The following is a 24953-nucleotide window of genomic DNA, read 5'->3' as shown; positions in this document are numbered from 1 at the left end:
GGGCCTATTGGCGGCACTCAGTGCCGCCAACCTGCTCATCCTGCCCGCTCGATCCGGTCACGGGAAGTGCTGTGTGACCTTTGCGACTCATTTGATCGATCATTTTTGGATTGCCGGGCCACGACGGCTGGTTCGGGCCGGTTCAGGCCCGTGCGAGCCGGTGGTCGAGGGCGGTACAGCGCCGCCCCGCCGACACCGTGCGGACCGCCTGTCCGATCGCCTTGCGGGATCCGACGAGGACGACGAGCCTCTTGGCCCGGGTCACCGCCGTGTACAGCAGGTTGCGCTGCAGCATCATCCACGCGCCCGTGGTGACGGGGATCACCACGGCGGGGTATTCACTCCCCTGGGAGCGGTGAATGGTGACCGCGTACGCATGGGCCAGCTCGTCCAGTTCGTCGAACTCGTACGCCACCTCCTCGTCCTCGTCCGTCAGCACCGTCAGGCGCTGGTCGACCGGGTCGAGCGAGGTGACCACGCCCACGGTGCCGTTGAAGACACCGTTCCTCCCCTTCTCGTAATTGTTGCGGACCTGGGTGACCTTGTCTCCGACACGGAAGACCCGGCCGCCGAACCGCTTCTCCGGGAGGTCGGGCCGGCCCGGTGTGACGGCCTGCTGGAGCAGGCCGTTGAGGGTGCCGGCGCCCGCCGGGCCGCGGTGCATGGGCGCGAGGACCTGCACGTCCCGGCGCGGATCCAGCCCGAACCGGGCCGGGATCCGCCGCGCCGCCACGTCCACGGTGAGCCGGCCGGCCTCCTCGGTGTCGTCCTCGACGAAGAGGAAGAAGTCCTTCATGCCGTCGGTGACCGGGTGCTGCCCCGCGTTGATCCGGTGCGCGTTGGTCACCACGCCGGACTGCTGGGCCTGCCGGAACACGCGGGTGAGGCGGACGGCGGGGACCGGGCCGCCCTCGGCCAGCAGATCCCGCAGGACCTCACCTGCGCCGACGCTGGGCAATTGGTCCACGTCCCCGACGAAGAGCAGATGGGCGCCCGGGGGCACCGCCTTGACCAGCTTGTTGGCCAGCAGCAGGTCCAGCATCGACGCCTCGTCCACGACCACCAGGTCGGCGTCCAGCGGGCGGTCCCGGTCGTACGCCGCGTCCCCGCCGGGCTTGAGCTCCAGCAGGCGGTGGACGGTGGACGCCTCGGCGCCGGTCAGCTCGGCCAGCCGCTTGGCGGCCCGGCCGGTGGGCGCGGCCAGCACCACCTTGGCCTTCCTGGCCCGGGCCAGCTCCACGATCGAGCGCACGGTGAAGGACTTGCCGCAGCCGGGGCCGCCGGTCAGCACGGCCACCTTCTCGGTGAGCGCCAGCCGCACGGCCGCCTCCTGCTCGGGCGCCAGCTCGGCCCCGGTACGGCCGCGCAGCCAGCCCAGCGCCCGGTCCCAGTCCACCTGTCGGAAGGACGGCATCCGGTCGGCGTCCGTGCGCAGCAGGCGCAGCACCTGGGCGGCGAGGGAGAGCTCGGCGCGGTGGAAGGGGACGAGGTAGACCGCCGTCACCGGGTCCCCGCCGTCCGGGCCGGGCACCTTCTCCCGTACGACTCCGGGGTCGGCGCCCTCCTCGGCGGGCTCCGCGAGCTCGGCCAGGCACTCGATGACGAGGCCGGTGTCGACCTGGAGGAGCTTGACCGCGTCCGCGATCAGCCGCTCCTCGGGCAGGAAGCAGTGGCCCTGGTCGGTGGACTGCGACAGCGCGTACTGCAGGCCCGCCTTGACGCGCTCCGGGCTGTCGTGCGGGATGCCGACGGACCGCGCGATCCGGTCGGCGGTGAGGAAGCCGATGCCCCAGACGTCCGACGCCAGCCGGTACGGCTGGTTCCGCACCACCGAGATCGAGGCGTCGCCGTACTTCTTGTAGATGCGCACCGCGATCGACGTCGACACCTCGACGGTCTGGAGGAAGAGCATGACCTCCTTGATCGCCTTCTGCTCCTCCCAGGCGTCGGCGATCTTCCTGGTGCGCTTGGGGCCGAGGCCGGGCACCTCGATCAGCCGCTTGGGCTCCTCCTCGATGATCTTCAGGGTGTCCAGGCCGAAGTGCTGGGTGATGCGGTCGGCGAAGACCGGGCCGATGCCCTTGACCAGGCCGGAGCCGAGGTAGCGGCGGATGCCCTGGACGGTGGCCGGCAGGACCGTCGTGTAGTTCTCGCACTGGAACTGCCTGCCGTACTGGGGGTGCGATCCCCAACGGCCCTCCATGCGCAGGGACTCGCCGACCTGGGCGCCGAGCAGCGCACCGACGACCGTGAGGAGGTCACCGCCGCCGCGGCCGGTGTCGACGCGGGCGACCGTGTACCCGTTCTCCTCGTTGGCGTACGTGACCCGCTCCAGCACGCCTTCGACCACGGCGAGCCGCCGTTCGCCCGTGTCGCTCCCCGCCTGTTGCGCCATGGTCCGACGGTACCCGCGGGGTCCGACAACGGGCACGGTCCGCCTTACGGGCGGGGGCGCCTCTTGAGGTCTTCGAGGAAGGCGGTGAAGGCGGGGGCGGGGAAGGTGAGGGTGGCCCGGGCGGGGACTTTGGAGTCGCGGACGGCTATGTGTGTGGGGCGGTTCGCTATCTCGACGCAGGAGTCTCCGTCCCCCGGCCCCGAATAAGACGACTTGCGCCAGTTGTCAGGGATGTCCATGGAGTGCCTCAAAGCTCCTTCGCCAGCCTGTGGATGAAGTCGCGCGAGCGCTCGGGGTCGAGCGACACGGCCTCCACTTTATGAAAGAGCGTTCGAAACGCACCGAGCTGGGCTTCCGAGTCGATGAAGGCAGCGCCATGCGGGCCGTCGCGCACGACTGTGTCCAGCTTCGGCACGGCCCCTCCCGCATAGGTCATGGCGCTCGCAGCGCCCGCGAACTTCTCCAGACCGAAGGGAATCACGCGTACGGTGACGTGCTCTGTTTCCGCACGCTCCAGGAGATGGGCGAGCTGGGCCCGCGAGGCGGCTCGGTCGCCGACCATGATGCGCAGTGCGGCCTCATGGATGATCGCCTCGAACGGAGTACCGACGATGGCGGCCTTGCGCTGCATTCGGTGGCGAACCCGCAACTCGATCTCGTCGCTGGGGAGTTCCGGGACCCGGTAAGAGAAGACTGCACGGGCGTAGTCCTCCGTCTGAAGGGGGCCGGGGACGAAGAGAAACTGCACCTCGCGGAGGTAGGTGGCGTGATGCTCCAGCTCCGCGAGGTCGAGGAACGGCTTCGGCAAGAGCCACCGGTACTCCTCCCACCAGCCACGCGTTCGGCTGGTGGCCATGGCCACGAGGGCCGAGACCAAGTCCTCGTCGGTGCACATGTAGTGGGCGGCGAGACTGCGCAGCCGTACCTCACTCACCCCCGATAGGCCGGACTCGATCTGGTTGATCTGAACGGAGCTCACGCCGAGCAACTCCGCTGCTTCGCGGGCCCTGAGGCCTGCCGCCTCGCGGAGTCTGCGCAGTTCCGCTCCGAGACGCACCTGGCGTGCCGTTGGTTCGCGCCTCAAGCCCATCAACCGCTCTCCTCGCTCCAACGCAGCTGCGAGCACAACTCGTTCGGGGGCAGATTACGCGACCTGATTGCTAGGTCTGTAAATAAAGGTCTACCTTCAGTGACGCAACGCACACGCAGCGGAAGCGCACCGCTCCGTCCTGCCCTGACGGCCGCGGCAATGCCACCTTGCGGCAAATCCCCTCCCTCTCAACGGAGTTGATGACGCATGCCCGAAACCTGGGACTACACCCTCTACATCCCCAACGACCTCAGAGCCGTGACCGTCTGCCGCCGCACCCTGCGCCTGATCCTCACCCTCCACGGCCTGATCGGGCTGGTCGACACGGCCGAGCTGCTGGCCGCGGAGCTGGTCTCCAACGCCGTACGCCACACGAAGGGGCCGGCCGCGCTGCGGGTCCGCCGGACCCCGGAAGGAGTCGTGTGGATCGGGGCGTGGGACACCGACCCGGCGCCTCCGGACCCGCCACGCCCGCTGGAACAGGTCGCGGAGGCGGAGGACGGAAGGGGACTGGGACTGGTGAAGGCGTGCGCGGACTTCTGGGGCTGGCACCCCTCGGCGCGCTTCGGGGACCGCGGGAAGTACGTGTGGTGCGAACTCGCGGCGGCCTAGCTCGTTGATCACGTCGTACGGAAAGGAGAGCTGATGGTCGGCTCGTCGCACGAGGCACTGCACCGGATCTTCCAGAAGGACCCGGCGCTGCTGACGAGAGCACTGCAGAAGGTGCTGCACGTGCCTTTTCCCGAGCCCAGGGAGATCGCCGCGCTCAACGTGGACCTCACCGAGATCGAACCGGTCGAGCGTCGTGTGGACACGCTGTTACGGGCGGAGACGGACGAGGGCACCTACCTGCGGTGCTCTCGGCGATGACACACGGGCGCGGCCCGCAGGCTCCGGCGATACTGGAGTCCCTGGCATCCGCCCTGCGGACCATCGACACCGACAGCGCCGCGGTCTTCGTGCAGTTCGTCGACTCATGCCTGGCCGACCCCAGGCGAAGCAGATGTGGAGGGACCTGATGACGGCGATTCAGTACTTCTGGCGCCACCCGCTGGCCGAACAGGTGCGAGAGGAAGGCCGGGAAGAGGGCCGCATTGAAGATCGCCGCGAGATGATCCTGCGCATCCTCGAGTGGCGCGACATCCAAGTGCCGCAAGACGTCCGCGAGCGGGTCGAAGCCTGCACCGACCTCGACCAGCTGGAGACCTGGGCCCAGCGGGCCCTGCACGCCACCGCCGCACAGGAGCTGTTCACCGGGGAGTGAGCGACCGCCCGCCGGGTTGCCCATCGTCCAGCGGGTGGCCGGCGGGCTCGCCCGGCGACGTCGGCCGGCGAGCTCCGCACGAAGGCCACCGCACCGCCAAGCGCGCATCACGATTCGGCAACGCACCCTTGTCTGCGCGCGTGTAATCGATTCCAATCCTCCGTGTAATCGATTCCACGAGGAGGTGGAACGGCGATGGCGAGCATCAAGGACGTCGCCGCCGAGGCGGGCGTATCGGTCGCCACGGTCTCGCGCGTCCTGAACGAGCACCCGTCGGTCAGCGCCGACGCCCGCGCGCGCGTGCTGGCCGCCGTCCAGTCGCTGGGCTACCGCCCGAACGCCGTCGCCCGTTCCCTGCGCACCGACCAGACCCGCACCCTCGGCCTGGTCATCAGCGACGTGCTGAACCCGTACTTCACCGAACTGGCCCGCTCGGTGGAGGAGGAGGCCCGCGCCCTCGGCTACAGCGTGATCATCGGCAACGCCGACGAGCGCCCCGACCTCCAGGACCACCACGTACGGACCCTGCTGGACCGCCGGATCGACGGCCTGCTGGTCTCCCCCACCGACGGCGGCTCCCCGCTGATGCTGGACGCCGCCCGCGCGGGGACGCCGATGGTGTTCGTCGACCGGTGGATCGAGGGGGTGGACGTGCCCGTGGTCCGCTCCGACGGCCGGGCCGCCGTCCGGGACCTCGTCGCGCACCTGCACCGGCTGGGGCACCGCAGGCTCGCCATCATCGCGGGCCCGGCGGCCACCACCACCGGCCGCGAGCGCGTCGACGCCTTCCGCGAGGCCCTGGCCGCCTTCGGCATCCCGCTCCCGGACGCCTACACAGGCCAGGGCGACTTCCAGGCCGAGAGCGGCCGCCGGGTCACCGAGGGCTTCCTCGACCTGCCCGAGCCGCCCGAGGTCGTCTTCGCCGCCGACAACCTGATGGCGCTCGGCGCGCTGGACGCCCTCCGCGCGCGCGGGCTGCGGGTGCCCGACGACATCGCGCTGGCCGCGTTCGACGACATCCGCTGGTTCGTGCACACCGACCCGCCGATCACCGCGGTCGCCCAGCCGACGGGCGAGCTGGGGCGCGCCGCCGTGCGCGCCCTGGTGGACCGCATCGAGGGGCGGCCTCCCCAGTCCGTCACCCTCCCCGCCCGGCTCGTCGTCCGCCGCTCGTGCGGCGAGCCGGCCGCCGCGCAGGCCCCCGCTGCGCGGCTCTCCCCCCTGCAAAGGAGCACTCCGTGAGCAACCCGGACGAGTTGCTGCGCATCGAAGGCATACGGAAGACCTTCCCCGGCGTGGTCGCGCTCGACGGCGTCGACTTCGATCTGCGCCGCGGCGAGGTGCACGTACTGCTCGGTGAGAACGGCGCGGGCAAGAGCACCCTCATCAAGATGCTCTCCGGCGCCTACACCCCCGACGCCGGACGTGTCCTGGTCGACGGCGAGGAGGTGCGCATCCAGGGCGCCGGGGACTCCGAGCGCCTCGGCATCGCCACCATCTACCAGGAGTTCAACCTGGTGCCCGATCTGACGGTCGCCGAGAACATCTTCCTGGGCCGCCAGCCGCGCCGGCTGGGGATGATCGACCGCAAGCGGATGGAGGCGGACGCCGCCGTCCTGCTGGAGCGGGTCGGCGTCGACGTGTCCCCGCGCGCGCGGGTGCGCGAACTCGGCATCGCCCGGCTCCAGATGGTCGAGATCGCCAAGGCGCTCAGCCTGGACGCGCGCGTGCTGATCATGGACGAGCCGACCGCCGTGCTCACCTCCGAGGAGGTGGAGAAGCTGTTCGCGATCGTGCGGGCGCTGCGCGCGGACGGGGTGGGCGTCGTCTTCATCACCCACCATCTGGAGGAGATCGCCGCCCTGGGCGACCGGGTCACGGTCATCCGGGACGGCCGGAGCGTCGGCCAGGTACCCGCGTCCACCCCCGAGGACGAGCTGGTACGGCTCATGGTGGGGCGGTCCATCGAGCAGCAGTACCCGCGCGAGCGCGCCGAGACCGGTTCCGCGCTGCTCACCGTCGAGGGACTGACCCGGGACGGCGTCTTCCACGACGTCAGCTTCGAGGTGCGCGCCGGTGAGGTCGTCGGTGTCGCGGGGCTCGTCGGCGCCGGGCGCACCGAGGTCGTCCGCGCGGTCTTCGGGGCCGACCCCTACGACCGGGGCGCGGTGCGGGTCGGCGGCGCCGCGCTGCGCCGCCACGACGTGGGCGCGGCCATGGCCGCCGGGATCGGGCTGGTGCCGGAGGACCGCAAGGGCCAGGGGCTCGTGCTGGACGCCTCCGTCGAGGAGAACCTCGGCCTGGTGACCCTGCGTTCGGCGACCCGCGCCGGGCTCGTCGACCGCAAGGGGCAGCACGCGGCGGCCGAGCGGATCGCCGGGCAGCTCGGGGTGCGGATGGCCGGGCTCGGGCAGCACGTGCGGACGCTGTCCGGCGGCAACCAGCAGAAGGTCGTCATCGGCAAGTGGCTGCTGGCCGACACCAAGGTGCTCATCCTCGACGAGCCGACGCGCGGCATCGACGTGGGCGCCAAGGTCGAGATCTACCAGCTCGTCAACGAACTGACGGCCGCCGGAGCCGCCGTCCTGATGATCTCCAGCGATCTGCCCGAGGTGCTCGGCATGAGCGACCGGGTGCTGGTGATGGCGCAGGGCCGGATCGCCGGCGAACTCCCCGCCGCCGAGGCGACACAGGACGCCGTGATGGCGCTCGCCGTCGGCGCCCCCGGCACGTCGGAGACCCCCGGCGGCGCCCCCAAGTCCCCCCACACCCCTACCACCGGACGGGAGGCCACCCGTGGCCACTGACACGCTCAAGAGCGCGACGGGCGCGGGTGGCGCCCGGGGCGGCCTGCGCCGCGTCCTGCTCGACAACGGCGCGCTCACCGCGCTCGTCGTCCTCGTCATAGCCCTGTCGGCGCTGTCCGGCGACTTCCTGACGACGGACAACCTGCTCAACATCGGCGTCCAGGCGGCCGTCACCGCCATCCTCGCCTTCGGCGTCACCTTCGTGATCGTCTCCGCGGGCATCGACCTGTCGGTCGGCTCGGTGGCGGCGCTCTCGGCCACCGTGCTCGCCTGGAGCGCCACCTCCGCCGGGGTCCCGGTGGTGCTGGCGGTCGTCCTCGCCGTCGCCACCGGCATCGTCTGCGGCCTGGTCAACGGCTTCCTGATCGCGTACGGGAAGCTGCCGCCGTTCATCGCGACGCTGGCCATGCTGTCCGTGGGCCGCGGTCTGTCCCTGGTGATCTCGCAGGGCTCCCCCATCGCCCTGCCGGACTCCGTCTCGCACCTCGGCGACACGCTCGGCGGCTGGCTGCCGGTGCCGGTGCTCGTGATGGTGGTCATGGGCCTGCTCACGGCGTTCGTGCTGGGCCGGACGTACATCGGCCGCTCCATGTACGCGATCGGCGGCAACGAGGAGGCGGCCCGGCTGTCGGGTCTGAAGGTCAAGAAGCAGAAGCTGGCGATCTACGCCCTGTCCGGGCTGTTCGCCGCGGCCGCGGGCATCGTGCTCGCCGCCCGGCTGTCCTCCGCGCAGCCGCAGGCCGCGCAGGGCTACGAGCTGGACGCGATCGCCGCGGTCGTCATCGGCGGCGCCTCGCTGGCCGGCGGCACGGGCAAGGCCTCGGGCACGCTGGTCGGCGCGCTGATCCTGGCGGTGCTGCGCAACGGCCTCAACCTGCTGTCGGTGTCGGCCTTCTGGCAGCAGGTCGTCATCGGTGTCGTGATCGCGCTGGCGGTGCTGCTGGACACGGTGCGGCGCAAGGCGGGGGCCACCCCCGTCGCCGCCGGCACCTCCCCGGGCGGAAAGGGCGGACAGGCCGCCCTGTACGGCCTGGCCGCCGTGGTCACCGCGGCCGTGGTGGCCGCGACCTCGCTGCTGCACTCCGGCTCCGCCGCCACCGCCGCGCCGAAGATGGGCCTGTCGCTGTCCACGCTGAACAACCCGTTCTTCGTGCAGATCCGGGCGGGCGCGCAGGCCGAGGCGAAGAAGCTGGGCGTGGACCTCACGGTCACGGACGCGCAGAACGACGCCTCCCAGCAGGCCAACCAGCTGCAGAACTTCACCAGCTCGGGCCTCGGCGCGATCATCGTCAACCCGGTGGACTCGGACGCGGCGGGTCCGTCGGTCCGCACCGCCGGCCAGGCGAAGATCCCGGTGATCGCCGTCGACCGGGGCGTCAACAAGGCGACCACGAAGGCGCTGGTGGCGTCCGACAACGTCGCGGGCGGCGAGCTCGCCGCGAAGACGATCGCCCAGAAGCTCGGCGGCAAGGGGAAGGTCGTGATCCTTCAGGGCCAGGCCGGCACCTCGGCCGCCCGGGAGCGCGCCGCGGGCTTCGCCCAGGGCCTGAAGGACTACCCGGGCATAGAGGTCGTGGCCCAGCAGCCCGCCGACTTCGACCGCACCAAGGGCCTCGACGTGATGTCGAACCTGCTCCAGGCGCACCCGGACGTCCAGGGTGTCATCGCCGCCAACGACGAGATGGCGCTCGGCGCGGTCAAGGCCCTGGGCGCGAAGGCCGGCAAGTCGGTCCAGGTGGTCGGGTTCGACGGCACGCCGGACGGCCTGACGGCGGTCAAGCACGGCACGCTGTACGCGTCGGTGGCGCAGCAGCCGAGCCAGCTGGGCAGGATCGCGGTGGACAACGCGCTGCGGGCCGTCCAGGGCAGGAAGGTCGCCACGACGGTGAAGGTGCCGGTCAAGGTGGTCACGAAGCAGAACGTGGCCGGCTTCAGCGGCTGAACATCGGGCCGGTCTCACCACAGGCCCCGGCGGCGGGCGGTCACGGCGACCGCCCGCCTCCCGTCATCTCTCAGGGGAGTCAACTCATGTACGACTACGACCTCCTGGTCGTGGGGTCGGCCAACGCCGACCTGGTGATCGGCGTCGAGCGGCGGCCCGCCGCCGGGGAGACCGTGCTGGGCTCCGACCTGGCCGTCCACCCGGGCGGCAAGGGCGCCAACCAGGCCGTCGCGGCCGCCCGGCTCGGGGCCCGTACGGCCCTGCTGGCCCGGGTCGGCGACGACGCGCACGGGCGGCTGCTGCTCGACGCGCAGCGGGCGGCCGGGGTCGACACGGCGGGCGTGCTCGCCGGCGGGGCGCCGACCGGGGTCGCGCTGATCACGGTGGACCCGTCCGGGGACAACAGCATCGTGGTCTCCCCCGGCGCCAACGGGCGGCTCACCCCCGAGGACATCCGGTCGGCGGACCGCCTGCTGCGGTCCTCCCGGGTGGTCTCGGCGCAGTTGGAGATCCCGCTGGAGACGGTCGTGGAGGTGGTGCGGAACCTGGCGCCCGGCAGCCGGTTCGTGCTCAACCCGTCGCCGCCGCGCGCGCTGCCGCCCGAACTCCTCGCCGCGTGCGACCCGCTGATCGTGAACGAGCACGAGGCCAGGGTGATCCTGGGCTCCTCCGGCGCCGGTGACGCGCCCGAGGACTGGGCGCGGGCGCTGCTCGCGCACGGCCCGCGCTCGGTGGTGGTCACGCTGGGCGCGCGGGGCGCGCTGGTGGCGTCCGCCGCGGAGGTCACGCGGGTGCCCTCGGTGCGGGTGGACGCCGTGGACACCACGGGCGCGGGCGACGCGTTCACGGCCGCGCTGGCCTGGAAGCTGGGCGCGGGCGCGGCCCTGGCCGAGGCGGCCGCGTACGCGGCCCGGGTCGGGGCGGCCGCCGTCACCCGGCCGGGGGCGCAGGAGTCCTTCCCGACGGCGGCGGAGGTCGCGGCCGTATGAAGAAGGCCGGGATCCTGAACCGTCATCTGTGCGGCGCGCTGGCCGAACTGGGCCACGGCGACGGGGTGCTGGTGTGCGACGCGGGGATGCCGGTGCCGGACGGGCCGCGGGTCGTGGACCTGGCGTTCCGGGCCGGGGTGCCGTCCTTCGCCGAGGTGCTGGAGGGGCTGCTGGCCGAGCTGGTGGTGGAGGGGGCGACGGCGGCGGCGGAGGTGCGCGGGGCCAACCCGGCGGCGGCCGCGCTGCTGGACGGGCACTTCCCCCGTCTCGCGCTCGTCCCCCACGAACGGCTCAAGGAGCTGTCGGCGGGCGCGCGTCTGGTCGTACGGACCGGGGAGGCACGGCCGTACGCGAACGTGCTGCTGCGGTGCGGGGTGTTCTTCTAGGCGCTGTCAGGCGCTGTCAGGCGCGTGAAGCCTCGAGGGGGCCCGGTCCGTCGGACCGGGCCCCCTCGGCTTTCCCCTCCTGCATCAGAACCCCCGCGATCCCCCCAGATCCCCCTCCAGAAGTTCTGATGCCAGGTACGACACCGGCGGCACAAGAAAGGTTGCACGGATTCCGGATTTTCTTATGGGCGGTGCTCAGGGGCCGGTCCGCTCCCCGCCCGGCGCGCCCGCGCGACCTCCTGGTGCAGCCGGCCGAACGTCCACGGCGTCACCGCCGCCAGCTCCGCGACCACGCGGCCCAGCCAGTGCGGGTCGCCCAGCCGGTGTGTCTCCCCCGCACCGTGGAGCTGCGACAGGAGTTCCTCCAGCAGCATCAGCCGGGCGCCCGGGTAGCCCCGGACGTGGCGGTCGAAGTACACCGTCCGGTCCTCGTACGGCTCGCGCACGGTCAGGTGCAGGTAGCCGCCGCCGCTGCCCCGGAGCCCCGGCAGCAGGGCGAGCAGGCCCCGCAGCGTGTACACACCCTTGTTCGGGTACCTGCCGCCGAGGGTCAGGCGCATCCGCGACATGATCCTGGACCAGGGGATCGGCTCCCCCGGACCGGCCGAGGTGTGCGGATACAGCCCCTGCGAGCGGAACTCGATCCAGGAGCCGCCCGGGCGCCGGGAGTCCCCCACCACCCAGCGGCCGTCCGCGAGTTCCAGCGGCCCCAGGGACGATCCGGTGTCCGTCATGCGCTCATTGGACCACGGGTCTCCCCTGCGCGTTCCACTCACGTGTTCGACGAACCGCGGCGTGGTCCGGGCCGGCGCCTCCCGGCCGTCCCGCGCCCGTCGGCGCACCCGCGCAGGAAGCCGGCCGCCGGGCGGCGGCCGGGGCAAGACCGTGTCCACGCCGTGTTGTTCGAGGGGTCGAACGAGAGGGAGCCGGGGCCGTAAGGTCGGCAGCACGGCGTGGCCGACGGGGGTGCCGCGGGCCGTGGGGGTGTGGCCGGCGGCGGGGAGCCGGGGCCGCGCCGGCGAGGACGTACGACCAGACGCGCGACCGGAGGACGACGACATGACGGTGACCCTGGCGGACGTGGCGGCCCGCGCCCAGGTCTCGCCCGCGACGGTGTCGCGCGTGCTGAACGGCAACTACCCGGTGGCCGCCACCACGCGCGAGCGGGTGCTGAAGGCGGTCGACGAGCTGGACTACGTCCTCAACGGCCCCGCGAGCGCGCTCGCCGCCGCCACCTCCGACCTCGTCGGCATCCTGGTGAACGACATCGCCGACCCGTTCTTCGGGATCATGGCGAGCGCGATCCAGTCGGAGATCGGCGGTCCGGGGGGCCGGGCGGGCGGGGAACGGCTGGCGGTGGTCTGCAACACGGGCGGCTCCCCGGAGCGCGAGCTGACCTACCTCACGCTGCTGCAACGGCAGCGGGCCGCCGCGGTGGTGCTGACCGGCGGGGCCGTCGACGACGCCTCGCACACGGCGGCCGTGACGGCGAAGCTGCGCAGGCTGGCGGAGGCCGGGACGACGGTGGTGCTGTGCGGCCGGCCGCCGGCACCGGACACCGACGCGGTGGCTCTGGCCTTCGACAACCGCGGTGGCGCCCGTCAGCTCACGGACCATCTGATCGGCCTCGGCCACCGGCGGCTCGGCTACCTCGCCGGCCCCGAGGAGCGCACCACGACCCGCGACCGCCTGGAGGGGCACCGCGCGGCGCTGGCGGCGGCGGGGATCGAGGAGGACCCGAGCCGGACGGTGTACGGCCGCTACGACCGGCGGTCCGGCTACGAGGCGACGCTGGAACTCCTGCGCCGGGACGCGACGTTGACCGCCGTCGTCGCCGCGAACGACTCCGTCGCGCTCGGCGCGTGCGCCGCGCTGCGCGACTCCGGACTGCGCATCCCGGAGGACGTCTCGGTGGCGGGCTTCGACGACCTCCCCTTCAGCGTCGACGCGGTGGCCTCGCTGACCACGGTGCGGCTCCCCCTCGCGGAGGCGGGCGCCCGCGCGGGCCGCATAGCGATGGGGCGCGAGGAGCCCCCGCCCGGCGGGATCGCCACGCTGCGCGGGGAGTTGATGGTGCGGGGGTCCTCGGGGGTGCCCCGGGGTGGGGGTGCGAGGGCGTAGTGGCGGGCCTTCCGGCCTACGCCCCCGCCCTCAGCGCTTCCTACCGGGTGGCCCCGAAGTCCTGGGTCCAGTAGTCGCCGGGGCCGGCGTGGCCCACGCCGATCTCCTTGAAGGAGCAGTTCAGGATGTTGGCCCGGTGGCCGGGGCTGGACATCCAGCCGGACATGACCTGGTCGGCGGTGGAGTAGCCGTAGGCGACGTTCTCGCCGTAGGTGCTCCAGTCGTAGCCGGCCCGCGTGATCCGGTCACCCGGGGAGGAGCCGTCGGAGCCGGTGTGCGACATGTTCTGGTGGGCGGCCATGTCCTCGCTGTGCGCCTGGGCGGCTTTGGTCAGGGTCGCGTTCAGCGTCACGGGCGAGCAACCGGCCTTGGCGCGCTCGGCGTTGACGAGTTCCACGATGCGGGCGGCGACCCCGGACGCCGTGGCGGTGGGCTTCGGGGTGCTCGGCGACGCGGCGGCCGCGGGGGTGGAGGCCGTGGGAGCGGAGGTCGTGGCCTTCGCGGCGGGGTGGGACGCGGTGGCCCCGGGGGTGTGGTGCCCGGTCCGCCGCGACGGCTCGACGGCCTTCGGCCCGTGGCGGTGCCCGGCCGTCTTCGAAGGGCGCGCGGAGGGGGTCGGAGCCGCCGACTGCCCGCCGCCCGCGCCGGTGCTCCAGGCGCGGTACAGGTCGCCGTCGTTCCACCAGTCCCGGGAGGTGTCCCTCGCGGCGGCGGACGTGCTCCCGCCGGCGTCCTGCCAGTCGACGCAGGCCATGGCCACGGACGGCACGCCCACGGCGCCCACGGCGACGGCGGCGACGACTATGCGCCGGTAGCGGCTGTCCTTGCGATGCTTGCCCATGCGTGACCTCACTCGGTGATCGCCGAGGCTCGAACTCCGCTTCCGGTCTGCGGTGACGCCTTGCGGATCGTCATTCTTGGGACGGCCCCGGACCCGGCGCAAAGGGCGCTTCTACTATCGACCCTCGTAGGCGCGCGGTGGATCTTGCCGAGGGTCGGCGGCGGGTGGGCGCGCCCTCCGCGGCCCAAGCGTGGAGGCGACGCCCCGTCAGTACGGTGCCGGGCGGGAGAAGTCGGCGGGCGCGGCGGAGAGGCGGGACGCCGTCGCGTCCGGCGCCGCGCCAGGTCACACCAAGCCGGACATAGCCGACTATGTCACCTGGGTCGCCGTCTACTATCCCGCACCCCTAATCGCCGACACCCCTGTGACCGACCTCACGGAACCGCAGCCTCCGTTCCCGCCGCCGACCGGCCTCGACCCGTGCGAAACACCCCGGCGACGACAGGCGCCGCCGGGGTGCGGCGAGTAGGGTCCGTGAGCATGAAGCTGGCGTTCTCCACCCTCGGTGTCCCCGGCCTTCCGATACCGGACGTGGTCCGGCTCGCGGCCGCCCACGGCTATCACGGAGTCGAACTGCGCGCCCATCCCGAGGAGCCCGTGCACCCCGGCGTCGACCAGGCCGAGCGGGACCGGGTCGTCACGGAGTTCAAGGCCCAGGGGGTCGAGATCCTTGGGCTCGGGGGATACGCGCGCGTGGCCGCGCCGGGTGACGACGGCCCCGTGGTCGCCGAGATCCGCGGCCTCGTCGACCTGGCCCACGACCTGGGCGCTCCCTTCGTCCGCGTCCTCCCCGGCGCCGCGCCCGAGCAGAGCCCGGAGGACGCCGACGCCATCGCGGCCGGCCGCCTGGGCACGGCCGCCCAGTACGCCGCAGACCTCGGCGTGCGGGTCCTGCTGGAGACCCACGACTCGCACCGCACCGGCGCCGACGCGCTCCGCGTGCTCGGCACGGTCGGCCACCGCAACGTGGGCGCGCTCTGGGACGTGATGCACACCTGGCTGGGCGGCGAGCAGCCGCAGGAGACCTTCGCGGCCCTCTCCCCCTACCTCGGCTACGTCCAGGTCAAGGACATCGCCTCGGCCGACGACACCACCCCGCTGCCGCTCGGCGCCGGCGTGCTGCCGCTCACCGAGTGCGTGGACGTCCTCTCCCGCAACGGCTGGGACGGCTGGCTGTGCTGGGAGTACGAGAAGCGGTGGCACGAGGCCGCCGCGCCGCTGCCGGATCTGCTCGGCCCCGGCCGGGAGCACCTGGTCCGGCTGCTCAGCGACTCGGCGTGAGCCGTCGGGTGCTCCACGGGGTTCCGTGAAGGGCTCCTCCGGGGTCCGTGGGGCGCACCGCGAGGTTCCGTGAGGGGTTCACCGCGGGGTTCCGTGAGAGGTTCCCACGGGCCCGTGGGGCGCTCCACAGGGGCTCGTGAGGCGTTCCAGGGATCTCGTGAGGCGCTCCCACCGGCCCTTGAGCGCGCGAGTGGACGTATGTGTCCCGGTCGTGTCCCAGCCGCACTATTTAAGCTGTTGATACGGATCTAAGACATTTCGTCCCCGAAGGACAGAGAGCCCGTGATGCGCGCACAGCGGCGGGGACCCACGGGGCCCGCGGCCCCGGGAGCGGAGGGTCTGCCGTTCCACGACCCCGGCCTGACCGCCGCCCGCGTGGTGGCGCAGGTCGCCGCCCTGGTGGCCGCCGCCCTCGGCGCGGTGGGCCTGTCCGGCTGGATCCTCGGCGTCGAGGTCCTGAAGAGCGTGCTCCCGGGCGTGACCGCGTCCATGAAGGCGGACACCGCGGTGGCCCTGCTGGCGCTGGGTCTCTCCCTGTTCGTGGTGGCCCGCGCCCCCACCTCCCGGCCGGCGGTCGCGGCGGCCCGCGCGGCCGCCGCCCTGGCCGTCGTGATCGGCGCCCTGACCCTCCTCGAGTACGCCACCGGGAGGAACCTGGGCATCGACGAGCTGCTGTTCAAGGACAACACGGCCCAGGTGGAGACGTTGGCGCCCGGGCGCATGGCGCCGACCACGGCCGGGGCGCTGATGCTCGGCGGCGGGGCGGCGCTGTGCGGGAGCACGGCCAGAATGCCGGCCTGGACGGCCCAGATCCCGGGGCTGACCGTCCTCGCCCTGGGCATGCTCCGGTTCTACGGGTTCCTCTACGACGTACCGCAATTGGACCGGCTCGGCGCCTTCCGGGGCATGGCCCTGCACACCGCGCTGGCCATGGTGCTGCTGGGCGTCGCGGCCTTCCTGGCCCGGCCGGACGAGGGCCCCGCCGGGCTGGTGACGAACGTCGGGACCACGGGCGCGCTGGGCCGCCGGCTGCTCGCCGCCATCCTGGTCGCTCCGCCGCTGCTGGGCTGGATCGTGCTGGCCGGCCAGCACGCGGGGCTGTACGAGGAGCATCTGGCCACCGCGCTGCTGGTGTGCGGCCAGGTGGCGGTGTTCACCGCGGTGAGTTTCGCCGCGCTGGCGGTGGGCCGCCGGGTCGAGGTGGCGCACGCCCGCGCCGAGTGGCAGGTGCGGCAGAACGAACTGCTCCAGGCGTTCATGGACCACACGCCCGCGGTCGTGTTCATCAAGGATCTCGACGGCCGTTTCCTGGCCGTCAACACCCGGTGGGAGGAGAGCACGGGCGTCTCCCGCCGGCACGCGCTGGGCCGCCGGGACGAGGACGTGCTGCCGCCGGAGGCCGCCCGGCACGCGCGCGCCGCCGACCTGGACATGCTCGCCCGGGGCACGCCCGTTCAGCGTGAGGACCTCCTCGGGGTGGCGGAGGCGCCGCGGCACTACCTGACCACCCTCTTCGCGCTCACCGACCCGTCCGGCCGCCCCTACGCCGTGTGCGGGATCGCCACCGACATCGACGACCGGGTCGCGGCGCAGCGCGAGGTCGCGCGGTCCACCCAGCGCTTCCTCGCCCTGCTGGAGTCCGCTCCCGACGCCACCCTCATCACCGACGGCGACGGCGTCGTCGTCCTGGCCAACGCCCAGGTGGAGCCGCTGTTCGGCCGCAATCCGCGCGATCTCGTCGGCGGCAGCGTGCACGAGCTCGTGCCCTGCTCGCGGCGCCGGCACCACACCGCGCTCCTCGACGCGTACCTGCGGCTGCGCGATCCCGAGCCGACGGTCGTGGACCGGGGCCTGTACGGGCTGCGCGGCGACGGCAGCGAGTTCCCGGCCGAGGTGAGCGTCAGCACCCTGCAGGCCGAACAGGACACCCTGGTCTTCCTGACCGTCCGGGACATCACCGAACGCAGGCAGGCCGAGGCCGAACGCGCCGAGCGCTACGAGCAGCAGCGGCGCATCGCCTACACCTTGCAGCACAGCCTCATGGGCGAGCCGCCCCGTCTGGCGCACCTGCCCAGCGCCCACCGGTACCTGGCCTCCCTCCAGGACCCCGGGGTCGGCGGCGACTGGTTCGACCTCGTCCCCCTGGACGAGCACCGCACGGGCGTCGTCATCGGCGACGTGATGGGACGGGGCCTGGAGGCGGCCGCCGTCATGGGCCAGTTGCGGGCCGCCACCCACGCCCTGGCCCGTACGGGCATGGCGCCCGGCCGGGTCATGGCCGGGCTGGACGCGTTCGTCGCCGACCTGGCGGATCAGCTCGTCACCTGCTGCTACCTGGTGATCGACCAGGAGACGGACGAGGTCACCCTCTGCTCGGCGGGGCACCTGCCGGTCATCGCGGTGCCGCCCGGCGGTCCCGCCCGGCGGCTTCCCGTGCCGGTCGACGTGCCCCTCGGCGTCAACGAGCCGGGCGGCGGCACGCCGTACCGGGCGGTGACGCTGCCGCTGGCGCCGGGCAGCACGCTCGCCCTCTACACCGACGGGCTGGTCGAGCGGCCCGGCACCGACATCGACGCCCAGATCGACCTCCTCGCCCACGCCCTCGGCAGCGCGCTGGAGGACGCCCCCGCCGGTCCCGACGCCCTCGACCGGGCCGCGGACCGGCTCGTCGAGACGCTGATCCCGGACACGGAGGCACACGACGACGACGTGACCCTGCTCCTGGTATCGCTGCCCGGCCCGGCGACGACACCCCGGACCGGGCAGCGGGCCCGGTCGGCGGCGGACCGTCCGGAGGAACCCGCGCCCGGCGAGCCGGGGCCGGAACCACCCCCGCAACCCGCCAGCCGCCCGCTCGGCTGAGCACCCGCCCCCGCAACACCGCCCTCCGCGGCCGCCGCGCGCCGCTCCCGGGGCCGCCCCGCACCGCCCTCCGAGCGGCCCCGCACCGTCCTCCGAGCGGCCCCGCACCGTCCTCCGAGCGGTCCCGTACCGTCCTCCGATCGGCCCGGTCCCTGCCCTTCACCGTCCGCGCCGGCGCGGCGAGTCCCACGGCGCCGTCCTCCGGGCGCGCCCAAGCCCTGCCCTCCGACACTCGCGCCCCAGCACCGCGAATCCCGCAGCACCGTCCACCCGACGCCCCCCGGCACCGCGAAGCCCACAGCACCGTCCACCCGCCCCCGCCCTCCCGACGGCGCGCCCCCGGCACCGCACGCCCCGCCGCACCGTCCTCCAGTGCGCCCACGTCCTGCCCCCGCCACTCGCACCCCGGCGCCGCGAGCCCTACCGCGCCGCCTCCCCCGTCATGCGCACCGTGGCCCCCGCCACCCCGACCGGCTCCCCCGCCCCCGCCTCGACCGCACCCGTCGCCGCCCGCGCCCTCGGCGGTGCCAGGGACGTGAGGGCCACCCCGCCGACCAGCAGGGCCGCCGCGCACCAGCGCGGCGGGCTCACCGGCTCGCCGAGGAACAGCGCCGCGGACGACATGCCGAAGACCGGCACGAGGAGGGAGAAGGGCGCGACCGTGGAGGCGGGGTGGCGGCGCAGCAGCCAGCCCCAGGCGCCGAAGCCGAACACCGTGGTGACCCAGGCGACGTAGAGGACGACGCCCGCGCCCTGCCAGTCGAGGGCGCGCAGCGCGGCGAGGTCGCGGGACGGACCCTCCGTCAGGAGCGACAGGCCGAGCAGCGGGAGCACCGGCACCGTGCTCACCCAGACCATGAAGTTCAGCGGGTCCGGCGGAGCCGCCCTGCGGGTGAGGACGTTGGACACGCCCCAGCAGGCGGCCGCCGCGACCACGAGGGCGAACGCGCCGAGCGGGCCGGCCGTGCCCTCGTCGACGGCCGCCAGCGCCACGCCGCCGAGCGCCACCGCCATGCCCAGGGCCCGCGTCCTGGTGGGCCGTTCGCCGAGGACGGCGCAGGCGATGAGCGCGGTGAACACCGCCTGGATCTGCAGGACCAGGGAGGACAGCCCGGCGGGCATGCCCGCGCTCATCCCGAGGAACAGCAGCCCGAACTTGGCGACGCCGAGCACCAGTCCGACCGCCACGATCCACTTCCAGGGGACCTTCGGCCGGCCCACGAGCAGGACGGCGGGCACCGCGGCCGCCAGGAAGCGGAGCGCGGAGAACAGCAGGGGCGGGAAGTGGCCGAGGCCGACCTCGACGACCGTGAAGTTCACGCCCCAGACGGCGGCGACCAGGACGGCGAGCAGGAGGTGTGCGGGTCTCATGCCGTCGAGCCTCGCCCGCTCGACCGTGCAGCACCAGCGCGGATTTCTACCGGGACGGATGAAGCAGCGCTTACGGATACCGTGGCGGCGACGGGCCGCCCCGGTGAGCCTAGGCTGACGGTCCAGTCCCCCGGGAGGCCCCGCCGTGCTCGATCTCCAGCGTCTGCGCGCCCTGCACGCCGTCTCGGTGCACGGCACCGTGGGGGCGGCCGCCGCCGCGCTCGGCTACACCTCGTCCGCCGTGTCCCAGCAGATCGCCAAGCTGGAGCGGGAGACCAGGACGGTGCTGCTGGAACGCGCCGGGCGCGGGGTCCGGCTCACCGACGAGGCGCACCAACTGGTCGCCACGGCGCGGGAGCTGATGGCGATCGTGGAGCGGGCCGAGACCGAGCTGGAGGAGCGGCGCGGGCTGCCCGCGGGACGGCTGACCGTGGCCGCGTTCGCCTCGGCGGCGCGCGGGCTCATGCCGCCGGTGCTGGCGGACCTGGCCCGGCGGCATCCCGCCCTCGACGCCCGGCTCAGCGAGATCGACCCGCACCTGTCCGTGGACCTGGTGGCCAAGGGCGCGGTGGACCTCGCCGTCGCGCACGACTGGGACATCGCGCCGCTGCCCGCCCCGGCCGGGGTGGAGCACGCGCTCATCGGGGACGACCTGTGCGACCTGCTCGTACCGGCCGGGCACCCGTTCGCCGGGCGGACGGCGGTGCGGCGCGCGGAGCTGGGCGGTGAGCGGTGGATCTGCCAGCCGCCGGGCCGGGTCTGCCACGACTGGCTGCTGCGCACCCTGCGGGCCGCCGGCCACGAACCGGACGTGGTGCACCAGGCAGACGAGAACCCCACGCTCGTCGCCCTGGTGGCCGCCGGGCTCGGGGTCGCGCTGATCCCGCGCCTGGGCCGCGGCCCGCTGCCGGACGGAGTGGTCGAGGTCCCGCTGGACCCGTTGCCCGTACGGCGGTTGTACGCGCTGTGGCGTCAGGGCGCCGCGCGGCGCCCGTCGATCGCGGAGACGGTGCGCACCCTGCGGGCACACTGGCCGGCGGTGTCGGCTCACACATCCCGCTGAGCACGCCCTCACCGGCTTCCGGCGATCCGCGCCCGGCGGGGAACCCGGCCCCCTCCCCGCTCGTCCCACGCACAGGCTGCCGGACGAGTCTCCGCCGTGCGGTGTCGGCCCTCGCCGCCCGCCGCGATCGCCGACCACCCTCTCCGCCGTACCGCGGCCGGCAGCACGCCGCCGTCGGCGCGCCCCCCTTCTCGGCGCCGATGGCGGCCCTCCGCCGAGTCCTGTGCGTTCCCTTGACTGGCAGAAACTTCCCGGATATTGGTGACTCCTCGGAAGTTTCCTTCAGCGACACTCCAGCGGATCACCTCCGGAAGGAGCGCACGTGCCAGACACCAGCACGGGAAGCAAGGGAAGCACGGAAGGCGCGGGGAACAGACGGGCCGCGGGGCCCTCCAGGCGTTCGATCCTCGCCGCGACGGCGGGACTCACCGCCGCCCTGGCGGTCGGCGGCTCCGCGCACGCCGCCCCCGCCGACGACGACCTGCTCCGCGCCCTCATCTCCCGCATGACGCTGGAGGAGAAGGTCGGCCAGCTCTTCGTGATGCGGGTCTACGGCCACTCGGCCACCGACCCCGACCAGGCCGACATCGACGCCAACCTCAAGGAGATCGGCGTCCGCACGGCCGCCGAGCTGATCGCCCGGTACCGGGTCGGCGGGATCATCTACTTCACCTGGGCGCACAACACCCGTGACCCGCACCAGATCGCGGACCTCTCCAACGGCATCCAGCGGGCCTCGCTGGAGCAGCCGCGCGGTCTGCCCGTGCTCGTCACCACCGACCAGGAGCACGGCATCGTCTGCCGGGTCGGCAAGCCGGCCACGCTCTTCCCCGGCGCGATGGCGATCGGCGCCGGCGGCTCCCGCACCGACGCCCGCGCCCTGGGCCGCATCTCGGGCGCCGAGCTGCGCGCGATGGGCATCAACCAGGACTACTCCCCCGACGCGGACGTCAACGTCAACCCGGCCAACCCGGTCATCGGCGTACGGTCGTTCGGCGCCGACCCCGACGCGGTGGCCGCCCTGGTGGCGGCCGAGGTGGAGGGCTACCAGGGCTCGCGGGTCGCGGCGACCGCCAAGCACTTCCCCGGGCACGGCGACACCGCCACCGACAGCCACTACGGCTTCCCGGTCATCACGCACAGCCGCGACCTGTGGGAGAAGCTGGACGCGGTGCCGTTCCGGGCCGCGATCGAGGCGGGCATCGACTCGATCATGACCGCGCACATCCAGTTCCCGGCGCTCGACGACTCCGGCGACCCGGCCACCCTCTCGCACCCGATCGTCACCGGCATCCTGCGCGGCGAGCTCGGTTACGACGGGGTCGTGGTCACCGACTCCCTCGGCATGCAGGGCGTCCGCACCAAGTACGGCGACGACCGGGTGCCGGTGCTCGCGCTGAAGGCGGGCGTGGACCAGTTGCTCAACCCGCCGTCCCTGGACGTCGCCTGGAACGCGGTGCTCCAGGCCGTGCGCGGGGGCGAGCTGACCGAGTCCCGGCTCGACGAATCGATCCTGCGCATCCTGCGGCTGAAGACGAGGCTGGGGCTGTTCGAGCAGCCCTACGCCAGCCGGGGCCAGGTCGCCATGACGGTCGGCAACTGGGCGCACCGGAACACGGCCGCCCGCATCGCCGACCGGACGACCACGCTGCTGGTCAACCGGGACCGGCTGCTGCCGCTGTCCCGCAGCGAGCACCGCAGGCTGCTCGTCGTCGGCGCCGATCCCGCCTCCCCGTCGGGCACCACGGGCCCGCCCACCGGCGTGCTCGCCGCCGCCCTCACCGAACTGGGCTTCACGACCACCGTCCTGTCGACCGGCATCACCCCGTCCGCGGCCACCGTCGACAAGGCGGTCGCGGCGGCCCGGGACGCGGACGCGGTGGTGGTCGGCACGTACAACGTCGGCGCGGGCAGCTCGCAGCAGACCCTGGTGGAACGGCTCGTGGCCACCGGCCGCCCGGTCGTGGCCATCGCCATCAGGAACCCCTACGACGTGGCCCAACTGCCCTCCGTCCCGGCCTTCCTGGCGGCGTACTCCTGGACGGACGTGGAACTGCGCGCGGCCGCGCGGGTCGTGGCCGGCCAGGTGGAGCCGAGCGGGAAGCTGCCGGTGCCCGTGCAGCGGGCGGACGACCCGTCGAAGGTGCTGTACCCCCTCGGGTACGGCCTGACGTACTAGCCGGTTTCGCGCGTCGGACGTACCAGACGTACGACGCGCACCCGGCGCACCGCCTCCAACTGGACCGAACCACCCGACATGTCTGGCGTGGCGCCGCCGCGGCGGGCCACGCTGGACCCGGGTGGACCGGGGGGATGGCGATGCGCACGATGTGGTCCGTGGGGCAGGCGTGTGCCCTGGCGGCTCTGCCCGCCGTTTTCCTGACCGCCTTACTGACGGGCTGCCAGAAAGTGTCGGCCGGACCGGCCGCGCAGGACGGGCGGCCCGGCGGCACGCCGACGGCCTCGCGGTCCTCCGGCTACGGGGCGGTGTTCCTCGCGGTGGACGAGTGCAGCTCCTTCGGCACGACCGGCTTCACCGAGGTGCCGTGCTCCGGGGAACGGGCGGCGGCCCGGGTGATCGCCCGGCACGACGGCGCGGTGCGCGACGGGCCGCCCTGCCCGCCCACCACCGACTTCGTGCTGCACATCAGCGCCCAGCGGCGGTCCTCCGGCGAGGACGGCGACGGCAACGGCAACGGCAACGGCAACGGCAACGGCAACGGCGCGATCCCGCAGGGCTACGCCTGTATGCGCAACCTGGAGCCGCCGCACCCCGGCGACCCCGGGGGCGGGGGCGGCCCGCGCACCGTCGTCGGCGACTGCGTCTACGGCGCCGGCCGGGGCGAGGTCCGGGAGACCGCGTGCGACGGCTCGGGGAGGCGGAAGCCGGAGTACCGGGTGACGCGGGCGGTGCGCGGCCGCTCCCAGTGCCCGGCCTCGACGGCCCTGTACGTGCGGCTGGACGGGGAGTGGCCGGTGGGCTGCGCCCGGAGGCTGTGACGCCTCCGGACGCGGCCCCGGAGCGTCACGGCCTGAGGGCCGGCTCACGCTCCACGTCCCGCACGTCCAGCTTCGCGTCGTAGCGGGCCAGCGGCCTGGCCGCCGACGGGTTCTCCCGCACCGCGGCGGGGGCGACACCGGCCCACTCGAGGATCCTGGCCGTGGCGAGCGCCTTCTCGTCCGGGACCAGGCCCGCGACGTTCGCGCCGTGGTTCAGTCCCGGCGCGGTGAAGACGTAGGAGTCCCGCGCCCCGTGCCCGAGCCGGAACCGCTCCGCGCCCCACGGGTCGTTCTGGCCGTAGACGAAGAGCATGTGCTCGGCGTGGCGACGCACCCAGCCGTCCACGTCCCGCATCACCCACGGCTGGAAGCGCATCGGGATCGAGCGCGGCACGAAGTTGCGCGGCGGCTGGTAGCCGTAGCGGATCAACTGCTTCTCGATGTACGGGAAGTGGATGGTCGGCGCGCCGAGCTGGGTGCCCGCCTGGTAGTAGTACGGCGTGTACGTCTGCAGGCCCTGGTCGGTGTAGGCGGAGAAGCCGGAGATGGTGTCGACGGAGTCCCAGATCTCCTGGTCGGTGGCGTTCGCGGCGTCGGCCGGGATCGTGTCGCAGTCCTTCAGCAGGCTGTACTGCCAGAAGCCCCAGACGTAGTCGAGGACGACCGCCTCGTAGGCGCGGTCCAGGCTGCCGATGGTGGTGAAGGTCCAGCCGTTGTCGGCCGCGGCCTGCGCGTACTTCTTCTCCAGCGGCTCGCGGCGCACCAGCGCCTCGCGCTGCACCGCGTTCAGCCGGTCCCGGCACTCCTTGGTGCCGACGGTGGTGAAGAAGCGGTCGTAGGCGGAGTCCTCGTCGTTGACGACGTCGTTGGGCGCGACGTACGCGACGACGCCGTCCATGTCCCGCGGGTAGAAGCGCTCGTAGTAGGTCGCCGTCATGCCGCCCTTGGAGCCGCCGGTGGAGATCCACTTCTTGCCGTAGATCGGCTTCAGGGCCTGGAAGATGCGGTGCTGGTCGCTGGCCGCCTGCCAGATGTCGAGCTTGGACCAGTCGGCCGGGTCGGGCCGGGACGGGGTGAAGAAGCGGTACTCCATGGAGACCTGGTTGCCGTCGACGATCTGCGTCGGCTCGCGGCGGCTCGGGTTCGTGGAGACGTTGTAGCCGCCGGTGTAGAACACGGTCGGGCGGTCGACGTCCTTGTGCAGCACGGTGATCCGCTGCTGGAACGTGCCCTCGGACGGGTGCCGGTGGTCGACGGGCTGCGTGTAGGTGAGGACGAAGTACCGGTAGCCGGTGTACGGCTTCTCCTCGACCAGGCGCATGCCCGGAATCGCGAGGAGCCGGTCCTTGATGTCCGCGTCGGTCGTGCTCGCGGTGGTGGCGGTGGCTTCCGGCTGGGCCGCGGTGGCGGCCCCCGCCGAGCTCAGCGTGCCGACGGACACCGTGAGCGCGAGCAGCCATCTGAGCGCCTTGCGCATGCACACTCCCCTGTGAGACAGATGTGCGCCGGAAGCTATCGGAGCAACTCGGTCACAGACCAGG

The 24953-nt window shown here is 73.3% G+C and carries 19 protein-coding genes and 1 pseudogene; 13 read left to right on the top strand and 7 right to left on the bottom strand.

What is annotated here, in order from left to right; all coding sequences use genetic code 11:
- Nucleotides 1-142 precede the first annotated feature (142 nt).
- The 3 genes from ACIPM1_RS19290 to ACIPM1_RS19280 are packed head-to-tail and all read right to left on the bottom strand — an operon-like array spanning nucleotide 143 to nucleotide 3485.
- Nucleotides 143-2395 carry an ATP-dependent RecD-like DNA helicase gene (locus tag ACIPM1_RS19290; protein WP_402436024.1) on the bottom strand — a complete coding sequence of 751 codons (2253 nt, stop codon included), beginning with the start codon at nucleotides 2393-2395 and terminating at the stop codon, nucleotides 143-145.
- A gap of 44 nt (nucleotides 2396-2439) precedes the next feature.
- Nucleotides 2440-2634, bottom strand: coding sequence for a DUF397 domain-containing protein (locus ACIPM1_RS19285; RefSeq protein WP_402436021.1), 195 nt, complete (start codon nucleotides 2632-2634; stop codon nucleotides 2440-2442).
- Between the two features lie 8 nt (nucleotides 2635-2642).
- Complete coding sequence (locus ACIPM1_RS19280) at nucleotides 2643-3485, bottom strand: helix-turn-helix domain-containing protein (RefSeq protein WP_402436018.1); 843 nt, start codon at nucleotides 3483-3485, stop codon at nucleotides 2643-2645.
- A gap of 207 nt (nucleotides 3486-3692) precedes the next feature.
- Between ACIPM1_RS19280 and ACIPM1_RS19275 the strand changes: the two genes are divergently transcribed.
- The 7 genes and pseudogenes from ACIPM1_RS19275 (at nucleotide 3693) to rbsD (ending at nucleotide 10873) form a co-directional block, all read left to right on the top strand.
- Nucleotides 3693-4097, top strand: a complete 405-nt coding sequence (locus tag ACIPM1_RS19275; RefSeq protein ID WP_402436015.1) for an ATP-binding protein — start codon at nucleotides 3693-3695, stop codon at nucleotides 4095-4097.
- A gap of 33 nt (nucleotides 4098-4130) precedes the next feature.
- Nucleotides 4131-4749 (top strand): annotated as a pseudogene (locus ACIPM1_RS19270) (hypothetical protein).
- A gap of 195 nt (nucleotides 4750-4944) precedes the next feature.
- On the top strand, nucleotides 4945-5991 hold the full coding sequence (locus tag ACIPM1_RS19265) for a LacI family DNA-binding transcriptional regulator (protein ID WP_402436012.1): 1047 nt from the start codon (nucleotides 4945-4947) through the stop codon (nucleotides 5989-5991).
- Entirely contained in the window at nucleotides 5988-7556 is a 1569-nt protein-coding gene (locus tag ACIPM1_RS19260; RefSeq protein ID WP_402436009.1) for a sugar ABC transporter ATP-binding protein, read from the top strand. Before ACIPM1_RS19265 ends, ACIPM1_RS19260 begins: the two co-directional genes overlap by 4 nt.
- Nucleotides 7546-9498, top strand: a complete 1953-nt coding sequence (locus ACIPM1_RS19255) for a substrate-binding domain-containing protein (protein ID WP_402436006.1) — start codon at nucleotides 7546-7548, stop codon at nucleotides 9496-9498. Before ACIPM1_RS19260 ends, ACIPM1_RS19255 begins: the two co-directional genes overlap by 11 nt.
- A gap of 86 nt (nucleotides 9499-9584) precedes the next feature.
- Nucleotides 9585-10487, top strand: a complete 903-nt coding sequence (locus ACIPM1_RS19250) for a ribokinase (RefSeq protein WP_402436003.1) — start codon at nucleotides 9585-9587, stop codon at nucleotides 10485-10487.
- Nucleotides 10484-10873: a D-ribose pyranase gene (rbsD, locus tag ACIPM1_RS19245; protein WP_402435999.1), complete on the top strand. Its 390-nt coding sequence runs from the start codon at nucleotides 10484-10486 to the stop codon at nucleotides 10871-10873. Before ACIPM1_RS19250 ends, rbsD begins: the two co-directional genes overlap by 4 nt.
- Nucleotides 10874-11055: 182 nt before the next feature.
- On the opposite strand, the gene ACIPM1_RS19240 is transcribed toward rbsD, so the two are convergent.
- The gene (locus tag ACIPM1_RS19240) at nucleotides 11056-11607 is read right to left on the bottom strand and encodes a hypothetical protein (protein ID WP_402435996.1); all 552 of its coding nucleotides are present in this window, start codon (nucleotides 11605-11607) and stop codon (nucleotides 11056-11058) included.
- A gap of 325 nt (nucleotides 11608-11932) precedes the next feature.
- Between ACIPM1_RS19240 and ACIPM1_RS19235 the strand changes: the two genes are divergently transcribed.
- Nucleotides 11933-12994: a LacI family DNA-binding transcriptional regulator gene (locus ACIPM1_RS19235; protein WP_402435993.1), complete on the top strand. Its 1062-nt coding sequence runs from the start codon at nucleotides 11933-11935 to the stop codon at nucleotides 12992-12994.
- Nucleotides 12995-13034: 40 nt separating this feature from the next.
- On the opposite strand, the gene ACIPM1_RS19230 is transcribed toward ACIPM1_RS19235, so the two are convergent.
- Entirely contained in the window at nucleotides 13035-13835 is an 801-nt protein-coding gene (locus ACIPM1_RS19230; protein WP_402435990.1) for a CAP domain-containing protein, read from the bottom strand.
- Nucleotides 13836-14315: 480 nt separating this feature from the next.
- Between ACIPM1_RS19230 and ACIPM1_RS19225 the strand changes: the two genes are divergently transcribed.
- Entirely contained in the window at nucleotides 14316-15116 is an 801-nt protein-coding gene (locus ACIPM1_RS19225) for a sugar phosphate isomerase/epimerase family protein (protein ID WP_402436122.1), read from the top strand.
- Nucleotides 15117-15401: 285 nt separating this feature from the next.
- Nucleotides 15402-17978 (top strand): SpoIIE family protein phosphatase, encoded by a 2577-nt coding sequence (locus ACIPM1_RS19220; protein WP_402436119.1) that lies wholly within the window; start codon nucleotides 15402-15404, stop codon nucleotides 17976-17978.
- Nucleotides 17979-18398: 420 nt separating this feature from the next.
- Here the strand turns inward: ACIPM1_RS19220 and ACIPM1_RS19215 are convergent, their stop codons facing one another.
- Nucleotides 18399-19349: an EamA family transporter gene (locus tag ACIPM1_RS19215; RefSeq protein WP_402435987.1), complete on the bottom strand. Its 951-nt coding sequence runs from the start codon at nucleotides 19347-19349 to the stop codon at nucleotides 18399-18401.
- Between the two features lie 145 nt (nucleotides 19350-19494).
- Here ACIPM1_RS19215 and ACIPM1_RS19210 point away from each other — a divergent pair, with 145 nt between their 5' ends.
- From ACIPM1_RS19210 to ACIPM1_RS19200, 3 genes are all read left to right on the top strand, one after another.
- Nucleotides 19495-20412: a LysR family transcriptional regulator gene (locus tag ACIPM1_RS19210; RefSeq protein ID WP_402435984.1), complete on the top strand. Its 918-nt coding sequence runs from the start codon at nucleotides 19495-19497 to the stop codon at nucleotides 20410-20412.
- A 322-nt stretch (nucleotides 20413-20734) separates the two neighbouring features.
- A complete protein-coding gene (locus ACIPM1_RS19205; RefSeq protein WP_402435981.1) occupies nucleotides 20735-22591 on the top strand; it encodes a glycoside hydrolase family 3 protein in 1857 nt (618 codons plus the stop codon).
- Between the two features lie 140 nt (nucleotides 22592-22731).
- Nucleotides 22732-23412: a hypothetical protein gene (locus ACIPM1_RS19200; protein WP_402436116.1), complete on the top strand. Its 681-nt coding sequence runs from the start codon at nucleotides 22732-22734 to the stop codon at nucleotides 23410-23412.
- Nucleotides 23413-23437: 25 nt separating this feature from the next.
- On the opposite strand, the gene ACIPM1_RS19195 is transcribed toward ACIPM1_RS19200, so the two are convergent.
- Nucleotides 23438-24889: a S28 family serine protease gene (locus ACIPM1_RS19195; protein ID WP_402435977.1), complete on the bottom strand. Its 1452-nt coding sequence runs from the start codon at nucleotides 24887-24889 to the stop codon at nucleotides 23438-23440.
- Between the last annotated feature and the right edge of the window lie 64 nt (nucleotides 24890-24953).

The organism is Streptomyces sp. NPDC086766, assembly GCF_044746005.1.
In the GTDB taxonomy this organism is placed as follows: Bacteria; Actinomycetota; Actinomycetes; order Streptomycetales; family Streptomycetaceae; genus Streptomyces.
The sequence above is the reverse complement of the archived record's forward strand: the minus strand, read 5'-3'. Positions and strand labels throughout refer to the sequence as shown.

Bases quoted from the DNA above. Each gene is read 5' to 3' on its own strand.
- ACIPM1_RS19280 (WP_402436018.1), bottom strand. From the start codon at position 3,485: ATGGGCTTGAGGCGCGAACCAACGGCACGCCAGGTGCGTCTCGGAGCG.
- ACIPM1_RS19220 (WP_402436119.1), top strand. From the start codon at position 15,402: ATGCGCGCACAGCGGCGGGGACCCACGGGGCCCGCGGCCCCGGGAGCG.
- ACIPM1_RS19275 (WP_402436015.1), top strand. From the start codon at position 3,693: ATGCCCGAAACCTGGGACTACACCCTCTACATCCCCAACGACCTCAGA.
- ACIPM1_RS19215 (WP_402435987.1), bottom strand. From the start codon at position 19,349: ATGAGACCCGCACACCTCCTGCTCGCCGTCCTGGTCGCCGCCGTCTGG.
- ACIPM1_RS19250 (WP_402436003.1), top strand. From the start codon at position 9,585: ATGTACGACTACGACCTCCTGGTCGTGGGGTCGGCCAACGCCGACCTG.
- ACIPM1_RS19290 (WP_402436024.1), bottom strand. From the start codon at position 2,395: ATGGCGCAACAGGCGGGGAGCGACACGGGCGAACGGCGGCTCGCCGTG.
- ACIPM1_RS19200 (WP_402436116.1), top strand. From the start codon at position 22,732: ATGCGCACGATGTGGTCCGTGGGGCAGGCGTGTGCCCTGGCGGCTCTG.
- ACIPM1_RS19195 (WP_402435977.1), bottom strand. From the start codon at position 24,889: ATGCGCAAGGCGCTCAGATGGCTGCTCGCGCTCACGGTGTCCGTCGGC.
- ACIPM1_RS19265 (WP_402436012.1), top strand. From the start codon at position 4,945: ATGGCGAGCATCAAGGACGTCGCCGCCGAGGCGGGCGTATCGGTCGCC.
- ACIPM1_RS19240 (WP_402435996.1), bottom strand. From the start codon at position 11,607: ATGACGGACACCGGATCGTCCCTGGGGCCGCTGGAACTCGCGGACGGC.
- ACIPM1_RS19225 (WP_402436122.1), top strand. From the start codon at position 14,316: ATGAAGCTGGCGTTCTCCACCCTCGGTGTCCCCGGCCTTCCGATACCG.
- ACIPM1_RS19235 (WP_402435993.1), top strand. From the start codon at position 11,933: ATGACGGTGACCCTGGCGGACGTGGCGGCCCGCGCCCAGGTCTCGCCC.
- ACIPM1_RS19285 (WP_402436021.1), bottom strand. From the start codon at position 2,634: ATGGACATCCCTGACAACTGGCGCAAGTCGTCTTATTCGGGGCCGGGG.
- rbsD (WP_402435999.1), top strand. From the start codon at position 10,484: ATGAAGAAGGCCGGGATCCTGAACCGTCATCTGTGCGGCGCGCTGGCC.
- ACIPM1_RS19230 (WP_402435990.1), bottom strand. From the start codon at position 13,835: ATGGGCAAGCATCGCAAGGACAGCCGCTACCGGCGCATAGTCGTCGCC.